General features: G+C 31.5%; 16 protein-coding genes. 11 read left to right on the plus strand and 5 right to left on the minus strand.

The annotated features are described in order from the left end of the window. From ACKI5C_RS02020 to ACKI5C_RS02045, 6 genes are all read left to right on the plus strand, one after another. Window positions 1-227 (plus strand): pyruvoyl-dependent arginine decarboxylase (locus tag ACKI5C_RS02020; protein WP_407431520.1); only part of this gene is annotated, 227 nt, incomplete at its 5' end. Between the two features lie 4 nt (window positions 228-231). Next, window positions 232-2,085, plus strand: coding sequence for a bifunctional NADP phosphatase/NAD kinase (locus tag ACKI5C_RS02025; RefSeq protein ID WP_407431522.1), 1,854 nt, complete (start codon window positions 232-234; stop codon window positions 2,083-2,085). Further along, window positions 2,085-3,485 (plus strand): coenzyme F430 synthase, encoded by a 1,401-nt coding sequence (gene cfbE, locus ACKI5C_RS02030; protein WP_407431524.1) that lies wholly within the window; start codon window positions 2,085-2,087, stop codon window positions 3,483-3,485. Before ACKI5C_RS02025 ends, cfbE begins: the two co-directional genes overlap by 1 nt. A 183-nt stretch (window positions 3,486-3,668) precedes the next feature. Beyond that, complete coding sequence (gene hemC / locus ACKI5C_RS02035) at window positions 3,669-4,538, plus strand: hydroxymethylbilane synthase (RefSeq protein WP_407431526.1); 870 nt, start codon at window positions 3,669-3,671, stop codon at window positions 4,536-4,538. Window positions 4,539-4,553: 15 nt separating this feature from the next. Further along, window positions 4,554-5,513: a Gfo/Idh/MocA family oxidoreductase gene (locus tag ACKI5C_RS02040; protein ID WP_407431528.1), complete on the plus strand. Its 960-nt coding sequence runs from the start codon at window positions 4,554-4,556 to the stop codon at window positions 5,511-5,513. Window positions 5,514-5,521: 8 nt separating this feature from the next. Next, window positions 5,522-6,133, plus strand: coding sequence for an orotate phosphoribosyltransferase-like protein (locus ACKI5C_RS02045; protein WP_407431530.1), 612 nt, complete (start codon window positions 5,522-5,524; stop codon window positions 6,131-6,133). A 258-nt stretch (window positions 6,134-6,391) separates the two neighbouring features. Here ACKI5C_RS02045 and ACKI5C_RS02050 read toward each other — a convergent pair whose 3' ends face one another. Together ACKI5C_RS02050 and ACKI5C_RS02055 are read right to left on the minus strand one after the other, a co-directional pair. Further along, on the minus strand, window positions 6,392-7,294 hold the full coding sequence (locus ACKI5C_RS02050; protein WP_407431532.1) for a TDT family transporter: 903 nt from the start codon (window positions 7,292-7,294) through the stop codon (window positions 6,392-6,394). Window positions 7,295-7,306: 12 nt separating this feature from the next. Next, window positions 7,307-8,392, minus strand: a complete 1,086-nt coding sequence (locus ACKI5C_RS02055) for a M48 family metallopeptidase (protein WP_407431534.1) — start codon at window positions 8,390-8,392, stop codon at window positions 7,307-7,309. A gap of 74 nt (window positions 8,393-8,466) precedes the next feature. On the opposite strand from ACKI5C_RS02055, the gene ACKI5C_RS02060 reads away from it, so the two are divergent. The 4 genes from ACKI5C_RS02060 to ACKI5C_RS02075 all read left to right on the plus strand — a co-directional run bounded on the left by ACKI5C_RS02060 (window position 8,467) and on the right by ACKI5C_RS02075 (window position 13,016). Then, a complete protein-coding gene (locus tag ACKI5C_RS02060; RefSeq protein WP_407431536.1) occupies window positions 8,467-8,925 on the plus strand; it encodes a flavodoxin family protein in 459 nt (152 codons plus the stop codon). Window positions 8,926-9,369: 444 nt separating this feature from the next. Beyond that, window positions 9,370-11,760 carry a response regulator gene (locus ACKI5C_RS02065; protein ID WP_407431538.1) on the plus strand — a complete coding sequence of 797 codons (2,391 nt, stop codon included), beginning with the start codon at window positions 9,370-9,372 and terminating at the stop codon, window positions 11,758-11,760. A gap of 14 nt (window positions 11,761-11,774) precedes the next feature. Next, window positions 11,775-12,392, plus strand: a complete 618-nt coding sequence (locus tag ACKI5C_RS02070; protein WP_407431540.1) for a hypothetical protein — start codon at window positions 11,775-11,777, stop codon at window positions 12,390-12,392. 15 nt (window positions 12,393-12,407) lie between these two features. Continuing rightward, a complete protein-coding gene (locus ACKI5C_RS02075; RefSeq protein WP_407431542.1) occupies window positions 12,408-13,016 on the plus strand; it encodes a histidine kinase dimerization/phosphoacceptor domain -containing protein in 609 nt (202 codons plus the stop codon). Between the two features lie 447 nt (window positions 13,017-13,463). Here the strand turns inward: ACKI5C_RS02075 and ACKI5C_RS02080 are convergent, their stop codons facing one another. Continuing rightward, entirely contained in the window at window positions 13,464-17,681 is a 4,218-nt protein-coding gene (locus ACKI5C_RS02080) for a hypothetical protein (RefSeq protein ID WP_407431544.1), read from the minus strand. 442 nt (window positions 17,682-18,123) lie between these two features. Between ACKI5C_RS02080 and ACKI5C_RS02085 the strand changes: the two genes are divergently transcribed. Further along, entirely contained in the window at window positions 18,124-18,543 is a 420-nt protein-coding gene (locus ACKI5C_RS02085) for a hypothetical protein (RefSeq protein ID WP_407431546.1), read from the plus strand. A 313-nt stretch (window positions 18,544-18,856) separates the two neighbouring features. Here the strand turns inward: ACKI5C_RS02085 and ACKI5C_RS02090 are convergent, their stop codons facing one another. Next, on the minus strand, window positions 18,857-21,106 hold the full coding sequence (locus tag ACKI5C_RS02090; protein ID WP_407431548.1) for a hypothetical protein: 2,250 nt from the start codon (window positions 21,104-21,106) through the stop codon (window positions 18,857-18,859). Between the two features lie 116 nt (window positions 21,107-21,222). Next, window positions 21,223-22,038 (minus strand): hypothetical protein (locus ACKI5C_RS02095; RefSeq protein ID WP_407431550.1); only part of this gene is annotated, 816 nt, incomplete at its 5' end.

Consider the following 22,038-nt stretch of genomic DNA (forward strand, 5'->3'; position numbering starts at 1 on the left):
TAACCGCAACGATAGCAGTAGCTATTGGTAAAAAATTAGGCTGTGTTGTTGAAACAAATGGAATTAACAAAAAACAAGATGAAATAATTGATGAAGCGAAATTCATGGTTACCAATATGATGGAAAAACGTGACGTTGAAATTGAACAACTAATTGTTGAAAGCGCTACAGCAACAGTTAAAGATATTGCGTCTGTTGTAGCATCAGTAGTTTATTTAGAAGAGTGAAAATATGGATGCTAAAGATAAAAAAATAGCTACCGATTTAGCTTACGAAATGATAAAAGAAGTGAGTAGAGCAATAAGACCTTATGCAGGAAAACCTGAAGCCGGAGAAAAGGTAAAAATTGGTGCTGACGGAACGCCTACATCATATATTGACATTATTGCTGAGGACACTTTAGTTAATATTTTAAAAAATGCTCCAGTATTATCATACATTATCAGTGAAGAAGTAGGTGAATTGAAACTTGGAAAAGGAACAAAAAGAAGCATTAACCTGGCTGAAGAACTGGAAAATGATAATATTGATGAAGAAGAAAAACCGAAATTCATATTTTTAGTTGATCCGATTGACGGGACAAGCAATGCAATTAAAGAGATACCTGCATATGGAATTTCCATTGCTGTTGCAGGAGTTCCTGAAGGAAGATTGGCCACATTAGATGATGTTGAATTAGGTTTTATCAGTAATTTTGGAAATGGTAATTTTTTTGAAGCTGAAAAAGGAAAGGGATGTTGGTTAAATAATGAAAGAGTACATCCCAGTGACGTTGTTAACTTCAGTGAAATGACCTTGGGAGGTTTTACAAAAAGTGGAACATCAACCGCATCAAAACTGGTGGATAATGCTAGAAGAATGAGAGTACTGGGTTCTGTTGTACTGGAATTATCTTATGTTGCAAGCGGACGATACGATGCATTTTTAGATTTAAGGGGAAGTAGAATAATTGACATTGCCGCTTCAAAATTAATTGTTGAAGAAGCGGGTGCAATCATAACCTCAAAACATGGTGAAAAATTAAACAATAAACTAAGTATTTATGAAAAGGCCATTGTAGTTGCAGCAAACAATAAGATTCTTCACAAACAGATAATTGATATCTTAAATGATAACCAGGCAGATATTATTGGAAAAGTGGGTATTGCAAGCCGTGTTGACCAGGATAAAGCGGTATTATTCTCTGCAAAACTCGTTGATTACTTTTTAACAAATGGTATTGAAGTTGTTATTGAAAAGGGAGTGGTTGCAAAAATCGAGGAACTGAAACAAAATCCCAAACTTGACAATATTATCAAAAAGATTATTAAGGAATCTCCGGAAATGGCAGAATCATTTGAAAATTTAAATTTAAATATCGACTTTAAAAAGATTGCTCAGGACGTGAATAAATTTAAATGCGACATGGCCGTTGTCTTAGGAGGAGATGGAACCTTACTTAGAGCACAGGCCAAACTTAAAGAGGAAACTCCATTATTTGGAATAAATATGGGAACTGTCGGATTTTTAACAGACATTGAATTAAAAGATACATTTAATGCATTGGACAAAGTTCTCAGAGGAGATTATTATAAAGAAAAAAGAAGCAAACTTGTAGTTTCACACGAAAACCATTACTATCAGGCAATGAATGAAGTTGTTATAATGACAGAAAAGCCTGCAAAAATGTTACATTTTGAAATTCAGGTCGATGGAGAAACTATTGAAGAGGTTAGAGCCGATGGAGTTATTATTTCAACACCAAGCGGTTCTACTGCATATGCAATGTCTGCAGGAGGCCCTATTGTAGACCCTAAACTCGACGGATTCATTATCATACCAATATGTCCATATAAACTTGGTGCAAGACCTTTCATTGTATCAGACAACAGTGAAATTACAGTCAAATTACTGAAAAAAGGTAAAAAGGCAGTATTCGTTATGGACGGACAGATTAATGAAGAAGCATCATACCTTGAAGAAATTAACTTTAAAAAAGCAGAAAAAAATGTTTATTTCATAAGAACCAGCAGCAAATATTTCTATGAAAAAGTTAAAGATAAATTAAGTGAGGGCGGTCTAAATAAAAACGATGGGTGTTTATAATGAACATCCTCGTAATTGATTTAACTCACGGAGGAGTTAAAATTGCAGTAAGCCTTGCAAAAAAAGGAAAAAGCGTTTACTGCTTTGACATATACAATACCATAAAAAACATTGAAAAGCGCATGCTTGACATTTACGGCATTGAACTTATTCAGTTAGATGATTTGAAAAAATTCAATGGAGATTTAAAAGTTATTTACCCAATCCATTTGCCATTAAGCAATGATGAGATAAAACAATATAATCCTGATTTAAACTATACATTCATTACCCACCATGATGCAGTAGCTGAAATACTAAATGATTGGGGCAAAGACATAAATAAAATTGAAGTGACCGGAGTTAAAGGTAAAACAAGCTGCGTATTCATGCTTAAAGATATTCTGATAGATGATAATCCATTAATTTTATCCAGTTTAGGTGCATTGATTTACGAGGATAAAAAAGAAATAATTTTACAAAAAAACATTTCAATAACCCCCGCAAACACAAAAGAATGCATTGACTTGGCTTACAGATTAGCCAACCCCATTTGCGGAGGAGAAATTAAAAATCAAATATATAACTGTGCAATCTTTGAATCCTCACTTGGTGTGAGCGGTATTGGTGATGTAGGTCTTTTAACAAATATTGTTGAGGATTATCCTATTGCAAAAAACAAATCTTCAGCAAGCATTGCCAAAAAGCAAGTATTTAAATGTGATATCGTTTGCTGTGAAAAGGAATCCCTCGATAAATATTATTCCGCCATCAAACATGAAAAAATCAATTCATTCAGTTTAAATGACAAGTCAAGCAATTTATATGCCGAAAACATTGATTATTCCCTTGATGAAACTACAGCAATCATCATTTATAAAGATATAAAAACCAAAAGTGGAGAAGTGATTAGTGGAGAAATGGAAATCAAAACATTTGCTCCAGGTTCTCACCACGTTTTAAATGTTTTGGGCGTTGTTGAAACAGCATTATCCCTGAATATTGATACTGGCAGAATCATTAACGGATTGAGAAATTACAAAGGAATCCCCGGAAGAACCAACAAAAAAATTATTGAAAATAGTACAATCATTGAAGAAATAAATCCCGGAATAAACACCAAAGCGATTGAAGCATCAATTAACATGCTTGATAATGATTCCACATACATCATTTCAATAGGCGGAGATTATGGAATTACATGTGAAGAAATAGATGAAGATTCAGTTGCCGATTTAATCGATGATATTGATGAAGAAATCATATTGACTGGAGATGTTGGTAAAAGTATTTCTAAGAAAGTTAATAAAAAAATCAGATATATCTCCGATTACAAGTCAGTCTACAATCTTGCAATAGAAACAGACCGAAATCTGCTTTTTATTTACAGATCAGACTATAAAACATTATCCAAACGATGATACTATTAAATTATCAACTTTGTTGTAATACTTTTTTTACTTCAAATTGAAACATTTAATTATAATTAAAAATAAAAGAATATATTGTAAATTTATATTATTACTTATAAGTTAAAACTTATATGTAAAATAGAAAAATAAAAATTCTTTCTGCAATGCTTTTAAAAATTGGAGACGATAATTTTGATAGTTGGAACAAGAGGTAGTCAATTAGCACTCGCACAAACAAAACAAGTTTGTACAGACTTATCAAGAATAATTGGTGAGAAAATTGACTTGGAAATTATTAAAACAAAAGGAGATAAAATAACTACTTCCCAATTATATAATATGGATTCAAAAGGGCTTTTTACTAAAGAATTAGACATTGCTCTTTTAGAAGAAGAAGTTGATTTTACAGTACATAGTTTTAAAGATTTGCCAACCGAATTGGATGAAGACTTAGAAATTGTAGCCGTCCCAATACGTGAATCACCACATGAAGTATTGATTTCCGAAAAAACATGGAAAGAATTAGAACCCGGTTCCAAACTGGGAACAAGTAGTCTTAGACGTGAAGCATTTTGTAATCACTATGAAAAAGACTTTGAACTCAAACCAATAAGAGGAAATATTGAAACCAGAATCAATAAAGTTTTTGAAAGTGATTTGGATGCAACCATAATGGCAGAAGCCGGATTAAAAAGATTAGGCTTAACTGAAAACATTAAAACTGTATTTCCACTAGATTATATTACGCCTCCTGCAGGACAAGGTGCTTTGGCAATAATAACAAGAAAAGACTATGATAAAAAGCAAACAATAGCAAAGTTAAATGATTATACTTCAATGCAAGAAGTGTTTGCTGAAAAGAAAGTGCTGGAAGAATTAGGTGTTGGCTGTCAATGGCCTATTGGCTCTATAGCACAAATGAAAGATAAAAAATTTAATATTTATTCAATATTACTTACTAGAGACGGAGAAATCCTGAAGGAACAGACTGAAACGGGTTCAATTAGAAATGCAGTTGAATTAGGTCGTAAAATTGGGAGAGTATTCGAAGATTATGTTTAAGTGGAGGAATTAAAATTGAGAACTGTTAATGTAGGAGTTATCGGAGTAGGTGCGATGGGTGAAAACCATGTTCGTGTATACCATAAAATGGAAGAAGCTAATTTACTTGCTGTTTCTGACGTGAGTGAAAGAGCACTCAAAAAGATTGAGAGAAAATATGGTGCGAAAGGTTACACCGATTACAATGAACTACTCGAAAATCCAGATATAGAAGTAGTTAGTGTTTGTGTTCCAACTACTTTCCACCATGCAGTCGTAATGGAAGCTATTAAAAATAAGAAACATGTTTTAGTTGAAAAACCTATTGCATTTACATTAAATGAAGCCGAAGAAATGATTGCTGCTGCAAAAGAAGCTGGAGTAATTCTTGCAACAGGACATGTTGAAAGATTTAATCCTGCTGTTCAAAAAGCTAAAGAACTTATTGAAGATGGAGTTATCGGAGACATTGTATCTGCATTTGCAAAAAGAGTAGGACCACTCCCGCCAAGAATAAAAGATGTTGGTGTTTCAATAGACTTAGCTATACATGATTTAGATATTATGAATTACCTTTTTGAAGAAAATATTACTCAAGTTTACGGTACAATGAACAGTATACTTGACGATTGTGACTTTGAAGATCATGCAGAAATTATGGTAAGTTTCGACAATGAATCAACAGGAATCATTGAGGTAAACTGGTTAACTCCATATAAGAGAAGAGAACTTGAACTTACCGGAACCGATGGAATTATCTCTGTAGATTATATTAAACAAAGTATTGAAGTATTCGGAAAATTTGCACAAGATATTAAAATCAATCACGAAGAACCTTTGAAAGGGGAATTGAAATCATTTTTAAATGCTGTTGTTAATGAACAAGAACCAGAAATTACTGGTGAAGATGGACTTAAAGCTCTTAAAATGGTAATAGCAGCAAATATGTCATCTAAAGAACATAGACCAATTAGTTTAGATGAACTTGAGGATTAGTGATATTTATGAAAAATAAATTAATTGAAAAAGCTCAAGAATTAAGACAACACGGATTTACAACCGGAGAAATTGCCGACGAACTAAATGTTAGTATGGATACAGCCAGATGGTTAACTCTTCAAAAACCTACTGAAGAAAAAGCTGAATCTCCTGGAGACTTTGCTATCAATTGGAAGAGTATTGGTGGAAATTCAACCCGTTTAAGCTATGTTTCTGGTGCTTTAAGCGATTTAGCTCTCACCCATGGTGAAGCAGATGTTGTTTTAGGAATAGCTGTTAGTGGAGTACCTTTTGCTACAACAATGGCTGACCTGTTAGAAGACATGACTGGCCTTGATACATCATTAGCTATTTTCCACCCGAACAAACATAGAAAAGATCAGGACCAAACTGATGACGAAGGTACCATAAGTACTAATTTCGGATCTGTTGAAGGTAAAAAAGTCATCATTGTTGATGATGTAATTACCAGTGGAAAAACAGTTCGTGAAGTAATTCACACAGTAAAAGACCATGGTGGAGAACCTACCTGTGTTACTGTTTTAATTGATAAAGCAGGCCTTTCAGAAATTGAAGAAATTCCTGTAGAATCTTTAATTAAAGTAAGTAGATTATAATTATCTACTTTTAACTCTCTTTTTTTAAAAAAAAACACACCAATATAAAAAAAAATATTAACCCAAATAACCATGAAAAAAATTATTATACTGAAAAAACATGAAAAAAAGATAATAATTTAGAAAAGTAGAAAATCTACAAATCCAAATCAAAATTTCGCACACGAATAATTAAAAAAATATTGGATTTTTTTAATTTTCAATTAATATTTATGTAATCAAATAGTATTTAAATATTATAGTAATGTCAATATTACATTAGGACAATAGAAATTTTAAATACCTATAACCCACATATATCACCAAAATAACAGCAATTATTGTCTGGATTAAAATAATATAGTTAAAAACAGGCACATTAAATATTTTAGAAATTTCTGTTGAAGCGATTGCAGTAATTACAAATGGAAAAGTGAATGCAGAAAAACTTGGATAAAAATCCAAATTTCTATACTCAAGAACTTTACACAAGGCAAAGATGAAAAATACAAAAGCAAAACAATAAAAAATAATTAAAAATTCATTTGATATGTAATTTATAGAATTGGTATAACCAACGATTAGAATGCTCATTAATGCAGTGAAAATACAGATTAAAGGCTTATTTGAATCTTTTTCATTAGGATATTTCAGATATCTATAGATTACCAAAGGAAGTGTTATCAGCATTGCCAAAAATCCAAAAATGAAAAACATGAAAGCAATTTCAAACAATCCATGAACATGTGCAGTAATAGCACCCATCGTTATTCCAACAAAGACAATCCAGTAACTAGGATAGACCTCATTTACATTAAAATTATGGACAATATAATGATAGGTAAAGTAAATAATCAGCAAAATATGTAAGGCAACTCCCAAAATCCAAACACCCAATGCCAAATCACCATTAAATGAATTTAAATATGTGGATAAAACCATCAAAGCCATTGAAAAAGTTCCTGAATTAGACAAAATTATTGGATTTGACAAGTCACTTTTAACATCACCAGAATATAAGATTAATTTTAAAACAAGCATTATGATTAATAAGCATCCCACAATGCCACAAATCAATCTAAAATTAGAATTATAAACTTGCAATAAGTTACCAAGAGACAAAATAGCTAAAATCAAACCGGAAATAGGAATCGGCAATCTGTTAATCACATCAATTTCCATACGCATTACCCATCAAAGTTTGTTTCCGCAATTAGTACAGAAAACATCCCCATCCTTTACAACTTGGCCACACTTAGAACATTTTAATTCATTGTTAATTAATTTAAAACCACAGGATGTACAAAATGCATCGCCTTCATTAATTTTTGCCCCACAATTAGGGCAAAACATCGAATCTTGGAATTTTGCACCGCAATTCGTACAGAATACAGCATCTTCTTTTTCTTCATGGCCACAATTTTTGCATACTTTTATTGGCCCGGATTCAATTTTAGGAGCCTTATTTGGATTAGGGGTTTCGGCTAAAACCGGCTTTGTATAGTCAATCCCCCCTTCAATTTCTGAAACCAGAGACCTCATTACAGCAATTCTTTTATCATCAGCAGGATGGGTCGAGAAAAAATCAAAATTATTGGCATTTTGACTGCTCATCTTTTGCCAGAATGCAGGAACACCACTAATATCGTAACCTGCCCAGTGGATTATCAGCATACCCAAACGGTCAGCTTCAAGTTCCTGGTCTCTGCCCCAGGGATTCAATAATAAGAATTGGGATCCTATACTGGCAGTATTTACTGCAGCTCGTGTTAAATCTCCTACTCCACCCATTCCCAGCAAATCAAAAGCAAAGCTTCCAAACCAGGATACAGTAGTTAAAGTATCTTTGGTATTTTGGGCACTTGCCCTGGTTCTGGTATGATCCAGTAATGCATGAGCCATTTCATGGCCTAAAATAAATGCAAGTTCTTCTTCATTATTTGCAACAGACAAAATTCCTGAAAAGACGGCAATTTTACCTCCAGGAATGCAAAATGCATTTACAGTGTTATCCAAAAGCAAATGAAATTCCCAGTCATAATAATCTTCAACATAATCAAGCCTGCCAATTGAAGACAAGTAATCATAAACAGCATTAATCAAATTAGAAGCAACATTATATACCAATTGACCTTCAGGAGTATTATCAATGATTTGAGCTTTATTTACAATGGCATAATACTCTCGATAGCACTCTTCCAAGAATTTGTCATCATTTACCGTATCATAATGTTCTTTTCCGGTGAAAGGATTTAATGAACTTCTATCATCCTTAGCCATGATAATAGTTTTGTGTTTAAAATGTTATAAATATTATTAAAATAAACTATATAAATATTAAATCAAGTGATACCATGAAAGTACTTGTAGCATATTATTCAAGAACAAATGTGACAAAAAAAGTCGGTGACGAAATTGCAAAATCACTAAATGCAGATGTGGAAGAAATAACAACACCAACCAAATATGGTGGAAAACTAGGTTATGCACGTGCAGGCAGAGATGCTATGGGAGAAAAAATTATTGATTTAGAAGATTTAAAATACAATCCGTCCGATTATGATTTGGTATATCTCGGAGCCCCAGTATGGGTGGGCAAAGCAGCAAACCCCATGATATCATACATCAAACAGAATGAAGGAAAATTTAATGATGTAAAATTCTTTGCAACAGCAGGATCACAAGATTTTGATAAAATTTTCAAACAAATGCAGAACTATATTGGAAAATCACCCCAAAAAACATTAGGACTTACAACAAAAGAGGTTAAAAAAGGGGAATTTAAAGAAAAATTACAATCATTTATCGATTGAATTACAAATGGCATGACTGCCAAATAAAAATTAAAGAAAAATCCTTTAATAACTCTAAAATTCATGAACTACTTCAACACTACATGACGGAGTAGTTCAATGAAGACTTATACTTATTTAAAACTTTTTTTAGGCCAATATCTATTCATTTCTTTTGTTAATTCATTAACGAATATATAATCCCACAATACTTCCCCAGTTTAGGACATTTCATATTATTCAATCCCATACACTAAACAAAATCAATAAAAACAGACAAAATATCAAATCAATATTTAGAAAACAACAACATTTAAAAAGACTTATACAATAGTCAAAAAATCAAGTTTAATACATAGAAACAACATAATATATTACATATAATAAAATATTAAATTAAATGTGAAAATTTTTTCATACTGTCAAAACACGAGTGAATGAAAAAAGGCAAAAAGGAGGGAAAATATGGCTCCCGAAGATAATGAACTTAATTCAAAGACCATTTTAATAGTTGAAGATGAATCTATTATTGCATTAAACTTAAAATACGATTTAGAAGATTTAGGTTATGAAGTAATAGACATTGTAGATACTGGTGATGATGCAATTGATAAGGCTGTTGAATACCGACCGGATTTAACAGTTATGGATATTAATCTTAAAGGAGATGTAAATGGTATTCAGGCCGCAAAAAAGATTTTAGCCTTGGATTTAGCTGTTATTTATTTAACTGCAAACACCGATGACATTACCTTTAATGAAGCCACATCAACATCACCCGCATCCGCATTCATTCCAAAACCATATGATATTAATACATTATCTAAAAATGTTGCTTTAGCTATTAATCGTCAGTCAGTTGAATCTGAAAAGATCAATGAAGCTAGAGGAATAGCTAAAGAAAAAAATAAACCTGAAAGCGGCAGTTTAGAACTCGAAAGCGGAGAAACAAACCTGATAGAATCCGATGAAAAAGTAGATTATCAAAACTATATACAGTATAATGATTTACAGCAAAAAGCTAAAGATGAATATAAATTATCAAACAATGCTATAAAACATTATGAGGGCAAAGATTCCGAATCAAAAATAAAAATCATTGTTGTTGAAGATGAAGCAATAACTGCATTAAACCTGAAATATGATTTGGAGGATTTGGGTTACGAAGTTCCGGAAACAATTGATAATGGGCCTGAAGCGATTGAAAAATGTAATGAAATATATCCTGATATTGTATTGATGGATATAAATTTAAAAGGAAATATGACTGGTATAGAAGCGGCTGATGAGATTAGTGAAATTGGAATTCCAATAATCTTTTTAACTGCGAATACAGACGATTTAACGGCATTTGAAGCATTAAAAACTGCACCATATGGTTATTTATCTAAACCATATTCAAATAAAGATTTAGAATTGACCATAGGTATGGTCCTTAGAAAACACGAAGAAGATATCAAAACGATTATTAAAACTGAAAATAAAGTTTCTGAGAAGAATACGGAATTAATTATTGAAAAGACAGATATAGGTATCATTTTAATTGCAAGTATGGCTTTAATTATTGCAAGTATTTATCACCGTAATGTTACTTGGTTACAATGGGTTTTACTTATTCCTTCTGCAATAATGGTATTTTTAGCTGTGGTTAGTCTTAAAAAGCAAGACCCAGTTAAAGAATGGGATGTTCCCCCATTTGTTACATTAATAGTTCCTGCCCACAATGAAGAGCACACCATTGCAGAAACTGCAACAAGTTTAGCATCAATTGACTACTATTACAATGGAGAAGTTAATTTTGAACTTATTGTTTGTAATGATGGATCAGAAGATAGAACAGGTGAAGAATTAGCTAAATTAAAAGATAAATTCCCTCACTTGAAGATTATTACTCGTGTTCCCCCACGTTCAGGTAAGGGTAAAGGGTTTGTATTAAATGATGCTCTTGAAATTTCCAAAGGAGAAGTTGTTGCAGTATTCGATGCAGATGCAAGAGTAGATCCTGATTTCCTCAGCATTATTGTGCCCTATTTAAACGATCCGGAAGTTCAAGGTGTTCAATCCCGTATTAAGATGTATAATAAAGATGAAAACTGGCTTACCTATATGCAACATGTTGAATTGGCAGGATTCGGTAATATCGTCCGTGCTAAAGATATATTGGGTAAAGCAGGATTTTTAGGCGGTAACGGACAGCTCGTAAAAAAAGACGCTATTTATGGCGGTGGAGGCTGGGACGGTTTTGCAATTACCGAAGATTTAAATTTAAGTGTTAAGCTAATGATTGAAGGTAACGCGATTCGTTACTGTGGTGAAACATGGGTTTATCAGGAAGCAGTTCCAACCTGGAGACAATTATTCCGTCAAAGAGCCCGTTGGGCAATTGGTAACTTTGAAACATTATTCATATATGGAACAAAGATTATCAAGTCTCCAATGCCTGTTTTTAGAATGTTCGGTGTTCTGGAACATGTAGCATTCTATGGTTTAAATATGCTTGTATTCTTTGGTTTCCTTGTCTTTGCAGTTAATCTTATCGGATGGTTCTTATTAGGCCAGACCACAATAATGAGAATGGATGCACCTTTAATTATCGGAATTATTTCAGCATTCGGTTTCTTCCCGGGAGCAGTAATCACTTTGGCCAGAGATAGAGTAAACTTTTTTAAACTTCTTTACGGTGTCTTTGGTTATTGGCTCTATTGTTTCCATTTAATCCCACTATTCTTCATTACATCATATCAGATGTTAACAAGAAAAGAAAGAACATGGGCTAAAACTGTGCATACCGGTGATGATGAAGGCGCTGAAGTAGTTGATGAAGATATCCCAGTTGGTGAAATAGAAACTGAATAGAAATGGTGAAATACATGATAATTAGAGAAAAACTAGCTTATATTATCTTAATAATAGTATTATTTACACTTATAATAAACATAGGTACCATTAACAACTTTTTAAGTTACCATACAGATAAAACAATCCAATTTAGTGATTCCGGTTATGTGGTGCCTGATGCTTGGAATACGACTGATGAAATGAATATGACTGGGAAAAGCGGAAATGCAATGACTAACGGTTATGTTATTTTTGATGCATGGGATGACTGGCCTGAAGATTATATGGGGCCCCAATCCAGAGCCAGACTGGCATCGTTAGAAGATGGTGGATACAAAACCATAAAAAGTGAAGTTATTCAATTGGGAGGTAAAAATGTTACACGAGAATACTATACAAATCCTTCCAGAGATACAAACACGACCTATGACCACATGGGAGTAGTATACATCTTTACCAAACAGGATAAAAACTATTGTATCGAAATCCATTACTTCACTACAACAGATTATAACAATCAAAGCTTTACAAAAGAAATTGATGATCGTGTAGAGGATATAATGGCAAATATGGAAAATTTCAAATACAACTGGTACATCTCAACATTTAACAGAATAACACATAATCAAAGCATCGAGTGGAATATATAACAAAGGGTGTTGAAAATGGAAAATACTAATTTAAACCCTGATGAAAAAAGATCATTATTAAAAGAATATAATCACAGAATAAATAATGATTTACAAGCATTATTGGCATTTATCAAATTACAAAGAAGATTTGGAATAGATAATGAGGAAATTATCAATTCATCATGTGTTTCAATCGCATCCATATCAGCTATACAGAATATGATGTATGATACGGACGATGATGAAAATTATATTAGTACGAGAGGATTTTTTGAAGATTTTATTAAAATCCTTAATGAATATTACTCCCAATTCAATATAAAATTTTCAAATGAAATTAAAACAGACTTTAATATACACCCTAAAAAAATGTTTCACTTAATGTTTCTCATTAATGAAATGATTAATCTGTCAGTCAATTTTTCATTTGAAGAGGGTGCACAAAATGAGATAAGTTTAAATCTTGAAAAAACCGGGAAAAAATGTTTATTGACTTATTCAGATAATGGATCAGGGATTAAAGAAACAATATCCGAATCTAGCCGAAGGACTGTTTTATTTGAGCAATTAATAAAACAGATAGATGGAACTTTAGAATCTTCAGACAGCAATTCCATCATTTCTATTGAATTTAGTTATTAGTAGGAATCAATCTTACTTCTATAACTAAATTTTAATTTTTAGATTCAATATTACAAAATCAAAAAAAGTAGAACTTATTTAAATATCATTAAAAATAACTAACAGAAAATACTTTTTATAGGACCAATATCAATTATTCCAACTTCTTTTGTTAATTCATCAAAATAATGAAATTTAGTGAATTAGAAAAAATCAAAATCCAACAGCCAAAACCCTTATTTAAATGTAATTTAGCTTTAATTATTTGACATGTTAATTTTAAAAATATACTAAATATTTATGCAATTTTTAATTTAAAGTAACTTTCAGTAAAATTATAATCGAATGAGTTGTAAAATATAGATGCATTAATTATTTTTTTCTTAGTTTTAAAAAATAGAACATAATGATTTTAAAAAAAGATTTGAGAAGTGCAATTAGACAAAAACTGCACTTCAGACATTAAATTTAACTGTAAATATATATTAAATTTTGTAATCTATTTAAAATTTGGTTTTGAGTTCTGCCAGCTAAAAGCCATAATTTAGAATATTTTGTATGTAAATATTTGAAAGTTTTTAGACCTAACTCATCCAAACCTTTATTCTGAAAACGGGCATCCAATCTATCAATTACATTATTTATTTCTTCTACATCAAGGTTAGGACTATCCAATTCTTCAACTAAATCCTCATAAGCTGATTCTACTAAACCATGATTACTGATCTCTTCAGTAATTTCATCTCCAATTTGCTTTATAGATTCATCTAATTCAATTTTCATACTGTCTGAACTGGATTGGTGTGTTGAATGCTGTGAAATTGCATCATCATTTTCAATAAGATTATCATTTGCATTAGCATGATTTGAATTATATTTGAGAGCACCAAATGAAAAACCTACCATACTACTTGAAAAACCGATTACAGCAAAAGTACCAACATTAGACCATAAATGTGAATAATCATGATATGTGTAAGATTCAATGGCACCATAACCTAAACCGATACCTCCACCAACAAGACCGCCGCAAGCAGCAGCTAATAATGTTCCGGCAATACCTGGGCCTAAAGCAGCACCAATTCCATAACCTAAACCACCAGTAATTGCAACAGTAGCAGCTAAACATCCAGACTTAATCAAATCTAATTTCCATCCAGCCATAGGCTCTTTGAAGATAATTTGACCGCCAGCACAATTTATAAGTGCACAATTTGGAGTTTGGAAGTTATATATGTCAACACCACTATTTGATAAGAATGTTGAATTGATACATACTACAGATCCACCATTATTATAGATTATACCATACTCCTTAGCATGATTGTTTTTTATAGTTGAATTAATAAAAGTTAAGCTTCCTTTATTTTCAAAGACATTTTTACAGTAATTGTTTGAAATTACACAATCAGATATTGAACATTGTCCGTTATTTAAAAACATTGTGTTTAAACTGCAGCCATTAAGAGTACATTTAACTAATGAAACCATTCCATCGTTAGTTAATCCTCTGTTAAGTGTAATGCCGTCTAAACAGACCACTGTATTTTTACCAACCTTAAAAGAGGAATCAACTTGAACATTATGACCATTGGATTTTATATATATGTTTCCACGGTTAGCTAAAAGATTATTTAGACTTACTGTACAGTTACATTTGAAATCAATACAAGTAACATCGGCCAAGTTTTTGGACAAATCAATACTGTAAAATTCATTTGCATTATTAACTTCATAACGCAATAAATCTTTTGCTGGATCATTGGATTGGAATGTTGTTGAAGATGCAGATACGTGATTATTGTATAAATCAGATGAACATTTGATTGTTGAATCTTCTGATTTTATGTATCTGCCGGACTGTTCGATTTGACAGTTGTTTATCTCCACATAAGACCCTTCGACAACATATGCAAAGTCTGTATTTTTTGTTCCTGCATGATTATTTGATATTTTACAGTTGTTAAATATTGATGAACCACCATATGATCTTAATACTCCACCAACATCTCCCTGATATGTTTTATATTTAATTACATTGTTAGATAAATCACAGTTATTACATATCATGTTTCCTTTACTGTTTACGAATGCAGTATTGAAGTTGGATATCTTTAAATTATTTAATGTTACTTTTGAGTTTTTTCCAATGAATGCAAAGTGATACTCATCATTTTTGTCATTTCCGGAGATTTTAATCTCTGCCCCATTTCCATTTATTGTTATAGGAACAAAACCTTGGCTTATAAAATAATATTGTTTACATGTAGTGTAATCTTTGTAGTCTGAATATTTAGCATTGAAAAATGATCCACGATATCCTGATTCCCAGTCTTTTTGTATTTCATTAGCCTGATTTGTAGAGATGGAGTATACATCATTCACAAGATTGATGATAACTTCACTTCCCATGATTCCATTATGGCTGAGGGATCTTAAAGCATTGACTAATTCTTCACTATCAGCACAATTAAATACAAGAGGATTGTAATTGTTTGAATAATAATCTTTAGCTATTGTTTCTTTTGGATTAACCATGGTTAAACTTGCCAAAGGATGAATAAATGATTCACCAACGAAATTATTCCAAGTCCAATCGGTTTCACCGTTCTGTGGAGTTATAATAATTGAACTGTATTTGCATGCAAAAATGGAATCATCATGAGTCTTTCCAGTGTAGATATTGTGGTAGAAGTAAGTTGTTGAATAAGGCTCAGCATATAAGATACTTCCTGCCATATGCTGTTTAAATAAACCCCAGTACTGTGCATTATTACTGTCAAAGGTACATTCGTTGAATTCCGCAGTATTGAAGTTATGGATAACTGCACCTGAACCATCGACACCTACATCAAACTTATAAGCAGTATTTTCGTAAAATCCTAATTGTGAACAGTATAAGATTCCCTGATTATAGAAACAGTGTTTGAATGATTTTAGATTTAAATTGTTAAGGACTACATTAGCTCCATTACATACATACATGAAGTTCAAATTATTATTACCAGTTAAAGTAGCTTCATAACCGTTGATTATCAATTGTCCGTATGGAACTTTAACTGCATAATCCCACTCACGGTCAGAGTAAGTATGGAAATCAATGTTGTATGTTTTTAAATCAATATTTAATGTGGTGATATCCCAATTGATATTTGAATTGGAAATTTTTGAGAATATGTCTTTTAATTGGTGAGTGTTGTGGATGTTTTCTACATGAACAATGTATGAATTTCCATCAAATTGAATAAGCTGATATGTATTTTCATTAATGTATGCATGGTATCCGTCATCACAAACCTCATACAAGGTATCTCTCCATTTAGGAAGTAATGATCCTTTAGAAATTGTAGGAATTGCACGTTGACCAATTGTAACATATTCATTTACAGTGAAATAATCATTTAATGAGTTGTCATAGAGTTCAGATTTGATGAAACAGTTATTGGAGTTTAATAATGAAGATACATAATAATGTATTTTAAAACTTGCAAATCCGTTTTCATCTACTGTGCTTCTTCCTACAATTTCATTGTTTATTGAGAATTTGACTGTAGATCCAACTATATTTTTATTGTTTGATGATATGAATTTTATTTTATATGTTTCTCCAGGAGAATATACTTTTATACCTTCAAAGATTGCTCTTACATTGAAAAAGTCATTTAATGAGACATCTCCGATTGTAATAGTATTTTTTCTTATGATGTCTGAATATTTGCATGTTATGTCATATTGTCCAAATGATTTGAATATATCATTTAAGTTAACTACTGCTTGTCCGTATTCATTGACTTTACAGACATATGCCAAATTCCCGTTGACGAAATATGAAACATGACCTGAAGTTACAGGATTTCCATCATTGTCAACGACACGTACAACATAATTGTTATTCAAGTTATATTTAGCTACATCAGTAAATAATATATCTGAAGCTTCAGGGTTTGCATTATCGTATGTTATTGATTCTGTATTTATAATATAAGACTGCAATTTTGGAATAGAATCGATTAAGTATGATTCTTTCATTTTGTAGATGTTTTGTAAATTAACTCCATAACCTGATGAACGTTCATTCATTTTAATGTGATATAATGTTGATAAAACAGCATTTTCATCAATTTCAATACCTTGTTTGTTTAATTGATTTGTCATTTGACGAACATCGTATGTTCCAAACATTTGCATTATTTTTTCTGCAACATTTGCATTAACACCACTGTTTCTTTGAGATTTCAACTTGGAAAAATTAGGTATCATTGAAGATGAGGATGAAATCTGTCTTTCCAAGACATAATCATTATGGTTTAAGGTATCCTTTAAATCAGTTCCGTAAACTCCACATCTTACTAATTGAAGAGTGTTTTTAACACAGATTGGGTCAACATTATATATTGAAGCAAGGTCATCTACAGTGTGATTACCATAATTGCCAACCAAATCCTTAACAAAAGTTAATTCGATTGAATTATAATAATTGACATCAAATGAATCACTGGACTCTTCAACATCAATTGAAGATGCATTACCCATGAATTCTACTTGAACTGTATTATTATTTGGTGATGAAATATCTTGGTTTAATTCAACAGTCGTATCATTTAAGACAGATGCGTCTGCAGTATATACATCATCAGCTGCAGAAACTGCACCAATACTTAAAATCACAAGCATAAAAAATGCCATCAATATTATTTTTGTCTTACTTAAAAACATACAAATAAATCTCCCATAAATTAATATTAATTTTATTTGTTAGTATATATAAAGATTTGTGAATGTAAGTGATTACTTGCATAATATTTTAGTAATTTTTTAAACAATGTTTAATAATTTAAGTATTTTATAAAACAAATGAAAAAAATATATATGAAAACACCATTACCACATAGAAATAATGATGAAGACATGCTTATTTGATTAATTAAGCCCAATTAGGAAGTAAAACATATATTACTTTTAAAGTAAAGTATTTATTACACCAATGGCGATTTTAAAAAATTTTTTTGAAATAATGTTATCAAAAAGTTTTTAAAATAATAACAATATATGTTTAAATAATACATAAATGAATATTTTCGAATATTTGAGAATGTTTTCAATGAAAAATTTTTTTGGGAGAGTTAAAATGGAGAAAAATAATTTAATAATTATTATTTTAATAGCAATATGCTTAATTTTAGGAACCGCATTAGCGACCTATGTAATTGTAGAAAATCAGCATGCAGATGCAAAAATAGGGAACAATACAAATAATACAAACAATACAACGACAGCCGTCAAAACCGAAAAAGTTAATGAAGAAACACAAAAATCAGTATATGCTTACAAAAGTGATGGTACACCAATGTATAGTCAAGCAGAAGTCGATAATTATGTAAAAAGTAAATATGGTGCTGTAAATTACCATATCCAAGATAATGGATATATTAACATAGATGATCCAGGATACACTGACGATGGAGCTAAGGTAGTTCGGGGCGGAGTCAATAAGGATGGAAAGATATACGAAAGATCTTATTATGAGAACAATATTATGGGGAAATAATGGAGTAGAAAAAATACTCCATTTCCTTTTAACAATAAAAAAACTGATGAAAATATCTCAAACAGATTATCAATTGATAATTAAATAATACCATGTTTTCTAAAATACCAAATACTTTTTATCCTGAATAAGAAAATAAAACTTAAAATTATTCCAACAAAGAATATAATTAAAAAAAAATAGTAAATAACACTAAAAAAAGAAAAAAAGTCAAGGAAATCTACGATTCCTTGTGGGGGAAACAAGTAAAACAGTTTACTTTTCTAAAATCGCCAATAAATAGGACATGAATTGGCAATTAGTTACTGTAGATTTAAAAGCTTATTCCTCCATTTGCGTTAGAGTCTATTTCATCTACAATTTCACCGGAAATACTAACTAAGATTAATTTTACATAAAAATAGTTATGGATTATATGGAAATTAAAATACATTGTAGCAGATGATCCATCATAAATCAAATTATCAATAACACTTTCAGTGGAGATTAAATCAACACCATAAGACTCTGGACTAACAACCCAGCGATAACCTGTCCCACTATTAAATTTAACAGACATAGTAAAATCAATATCATCAATAATGTACAAATCTCTAACACGACTATGAGAACCACTCATATTTACATCCACTTTTTGAACATCAGTTAAGGAAAAATCAAAAGTGGACGGCTTACTATCAACATGATGAAAATTAAAAAGGAAAGCTTTCCATTCAATTAATTGGCCATTAGTGGAAGAAGGATTATAATTCCAAAAATTATTATATATCACACCATAATAACCACAATTAAACACACATTGTCCTTCATCATCAGCCCTATTACCTTTAAAGACATTATTAACTAAAGTTAAATTAGAATAGCATGAATCTAAATAGATTGCACCACCTTCATCACCACAATGATTATTATTAAATACACAACATGAAAACGTAAGCTTATTTTTTTTATTAATGTATATTGCACCACCATCTTCACCTGCAGTATTGCCGCTGAATACTGCATCGGTTATTATATTCCCATCACAACTTAATTTAATACGCTGTCCCAACCATAACATGCGCATATGTATATTGGTTAAATTATCATTACAACCACATAATATATTTGTATATATTGCACCACCATGATTATCATAAGCAGTATTATCTTCAAAATAAGAAGATCCCGCAAGACATATCTTGTCCGCATAAATTGCTCCACCATAATCATGAGCATAATTTTTTCTAAATGTACAGCCAACTACACTCACTTCTTTTCCACATATTGCTCCACCATAACACTGATGGACAATAGCTCCGTCAGCCTTATTTGATTCAAATAAACAATACCATGCATCAACACTACCTTCAGAATATATTGCACCACCGTCAACATTGGCACCATTACCTGAAAATGTAGCATCATCAACATAGGCATAATCCATAGTATAAATTGCACCACCATTTTCATTACCTGCTTTGTTATTAATGAAGAAAGAAGCATTATAGCCCTTAGTCATGTAGTTTACATAAGTTACAGTGTTTGCATAAAATGCTCCACCACAATCATCAGCATAATTAGCATTAAATGTAGAATTCCTAAACTCTATGTTATCAGCATAAATTGCTCCACCTTTAGTTTCCGCAGTATTTCCACAAAAAGAACTTCCACATACAACAACAAAACGCCTATTCAATAAAAGAGGAACTCCATCATCAACATTACCAATAGCTCCTGCACATTCTTCTTCAGCCCTATTTTGATAAAATGAAGAGTCATATATCTCAGCATCATTCAATACTGATACTGCACCATACTTCTTTGCCACATTATTTTTTAATACAGAACTGCGAATGGTTAAATTTCCTAAACTATATATTGCTCCGGCATAATCTGCTTTATTATTACTAAAAGTACAATTTTCAATTAAAACAGGATAATTTTTCATTAGAAATATATCAAAAATACTCTCTTTAGATATCTGCCTAGATCCACAATTAGCTATTGCACCACCATAACCTGCCTCATTATTACTAAAAGTACAATTTAGAATATATGGGCATCTATCAGCTAAACCCTCGAAAAGAATAGCACCACCATATCTACCACTCACTTCACCATGGATATCAATAAGACCGTCATATTCATCGGCAAATCCGTTAATGATATTTATATTTTTTAAGATGATATTTCCTTTACTTGAATGAAATGCGCTACAAACTTTCTCACAATCAAGAGTATGACCATGACCATCAATAGTTAAATCTTTATTCAATTGAATTGTAGAACCACCATTAGCATGATAATCCCGATTCAAATCTAAAACAGCACCATATTTAGCATCATTAATTTCTTTTTGAAGATCAGCAAAAGTGCCTCTCTGAATTGGCTCATAAACGGAGTCATCATCTCCTAAAACATGAACACTCAAATTTTTATCCAAAGATGGAATCTCTAATGAACCTAATGAAAATTCTTTATCAGTATTATTGCCATCTGTAGCACAAACACATCCAAAACTAAGGAATAAAGAAAAAAATACTAAAACCAATATTAAACATTTTCCAGAATTAAACTTCATAATAAAACTCCTCCATATCATAAATAAATTAAATTAAACTTCATAATAAAACTCCTTCATATCATAATAAATAAAAATAAAATCATTAAATAAAATTAATGATTTTAAAATATTATTTATTTAGGGATATTTCCTATGAAGAGAAGGGTAGATGACCCATCCGTATAGACTATAGATCCTCCGAGAGCACCAGGCACTCTAACGGTAATCTTAAGATACTTGACCTTGGATAAATCGAAATTCGCAAATTCCGACTTTTTAGTAAGAGAATCAATAACAGCTTGAGTTTCAGCTTGAGTAAATTTTTGTGATTTAACATGCTCACTGTCAAATGTATAATAAACCTTCATTTCATCTGAGTCCAAACGATATAAATCTATACGATCATATTCCGGCCTCTCCTCAACTGCAGGAATCTCAGGAACATAATTACCTACTTCCGCAATGTAACCGCCAAATGCTCCACCAATTGCACCAGCAACCATAGACCCACCAATCAACAATAAACTAAATTGCAAATCATTAAAAGTTACATCCATAGTATTATAACAAACAAGCAAAGAACCTACAGCACCTATACAAGCACCTACAGCAGCACCTGCAACCGCTCCAGCCTTAATACTACCAGTAAGATAACCGACTCCAACACCAACCACAAAAGACAAAGCAGCAGTCGTTACAACCATAGAGGTAGTTTGCAATGCATCAAGATCCTTAACTTCATCATAATCTATTTTTTGAGCAGCATACACATTGCCGACACCTTCCAGATTACAGATATCAACACCGATACCACCAGTAGTAATGCCGATGGAATTCAAGAAACTTCCCTCAACATAATTACTGTAAAAACTACAATTTTCAACAGTCAATAAACCTTGATTGTAAATAGCACCACCACAATTAGCAACATTATTGGAGAAAGTACAATT

This window comes from Methanobrevibacter sp., assembly GCF_045646045.1.
Classification (GTDB): Archaea; Methanobacteriota; Methanobacteria; order Methanobacteriales; family Methanobacteriaceae; genus Methanocatella.

Bases quoted from the DNA above. Each gene is read 5' to 3' on its own strand.
- ACKI5C_RS02060 (WP_407431536.1), top strand. From the start codon at position 8,467: ATGAAAGTACTTGTAGCATATTATTCAAGAACAAATGTGACAAAAAAA.
- ACKI5C_RS02075 (WP_407431542.1), top strand. From the start codon at position 12,408: ATGGAAAATACTAATTTAAACCCTGATGAAAAAAGATCATTATTAAAA.
- ACKI5C_RS02055 (WP_407431534.1), bottom strand. From the start codon at position 8,392: ATGGCTAAGGATGATAGAAGTTCATTAAATCCTTTCACCGGAAAAGAA.
- ACKI5C_RS02025 (WP_407431522.1), top strand. From the start codon at position 232: ATGGATGCTAAAGATAAAAAAATAGCTACCGATTTAGCTTACGAAATG.
- ACKI5C_RS02085 (WP_407431546.1), top strand. From the start codon at position 18,124: ATGGAGAAAAATAATTTAATAATTATTATTTTAATAGCAATATGCTTA.
- ACKI5C_RS02045 (WP_407431530.1), top strand. From the start codon at position 5,522: ATGAAAAATAAATTAATTGAAAAAGCTCAAGAATTAAGACAACACGGA.
- cfbE (WP_407431524.1), top strand. From the start codon at position 2,085: ATGAACATCCTCGTAATTGATTTAACTCACGGAGGAGTTAAAATTGCA.
- ACKI5C_RS02080 (WP_407431544.1), bottom strand. From the start codon at position 17,681: ATGGCATTTTTTATGCTTGTGATTTTAAGTATTGGTGCAGTTTCTGCA.
- ACKI5C_RS02090 (WP_407431548.1), bottom strand. From the start codon at position 21,106: ATGAAGTTTAATTCTGGAAAATGTTTAATATTGGTTTTAGTATTTTTT.
- ACKI5C_RS02070 (WP_407431540.1), top strand. From the start codon at position 11,775: ATGATAATTAGAGAAAAACTAGCTTATATTATCTTAATAATAGTATTA.
- ACKI5C_RS02050 (WP_407431532.1), bottom strand. From the start codon at position 7,294: ATGGAAATTGATGTGATTAACAGATTGCCGATTCCTATTTCCGGTTTG.
- ACKI5C_RS02065 (WP_407431538.1), top strand. From the start codon at position 9,370: ATGGCTCCCGAAGATAATGAACTTAATTCAAAGACCATTTTAATAGTT.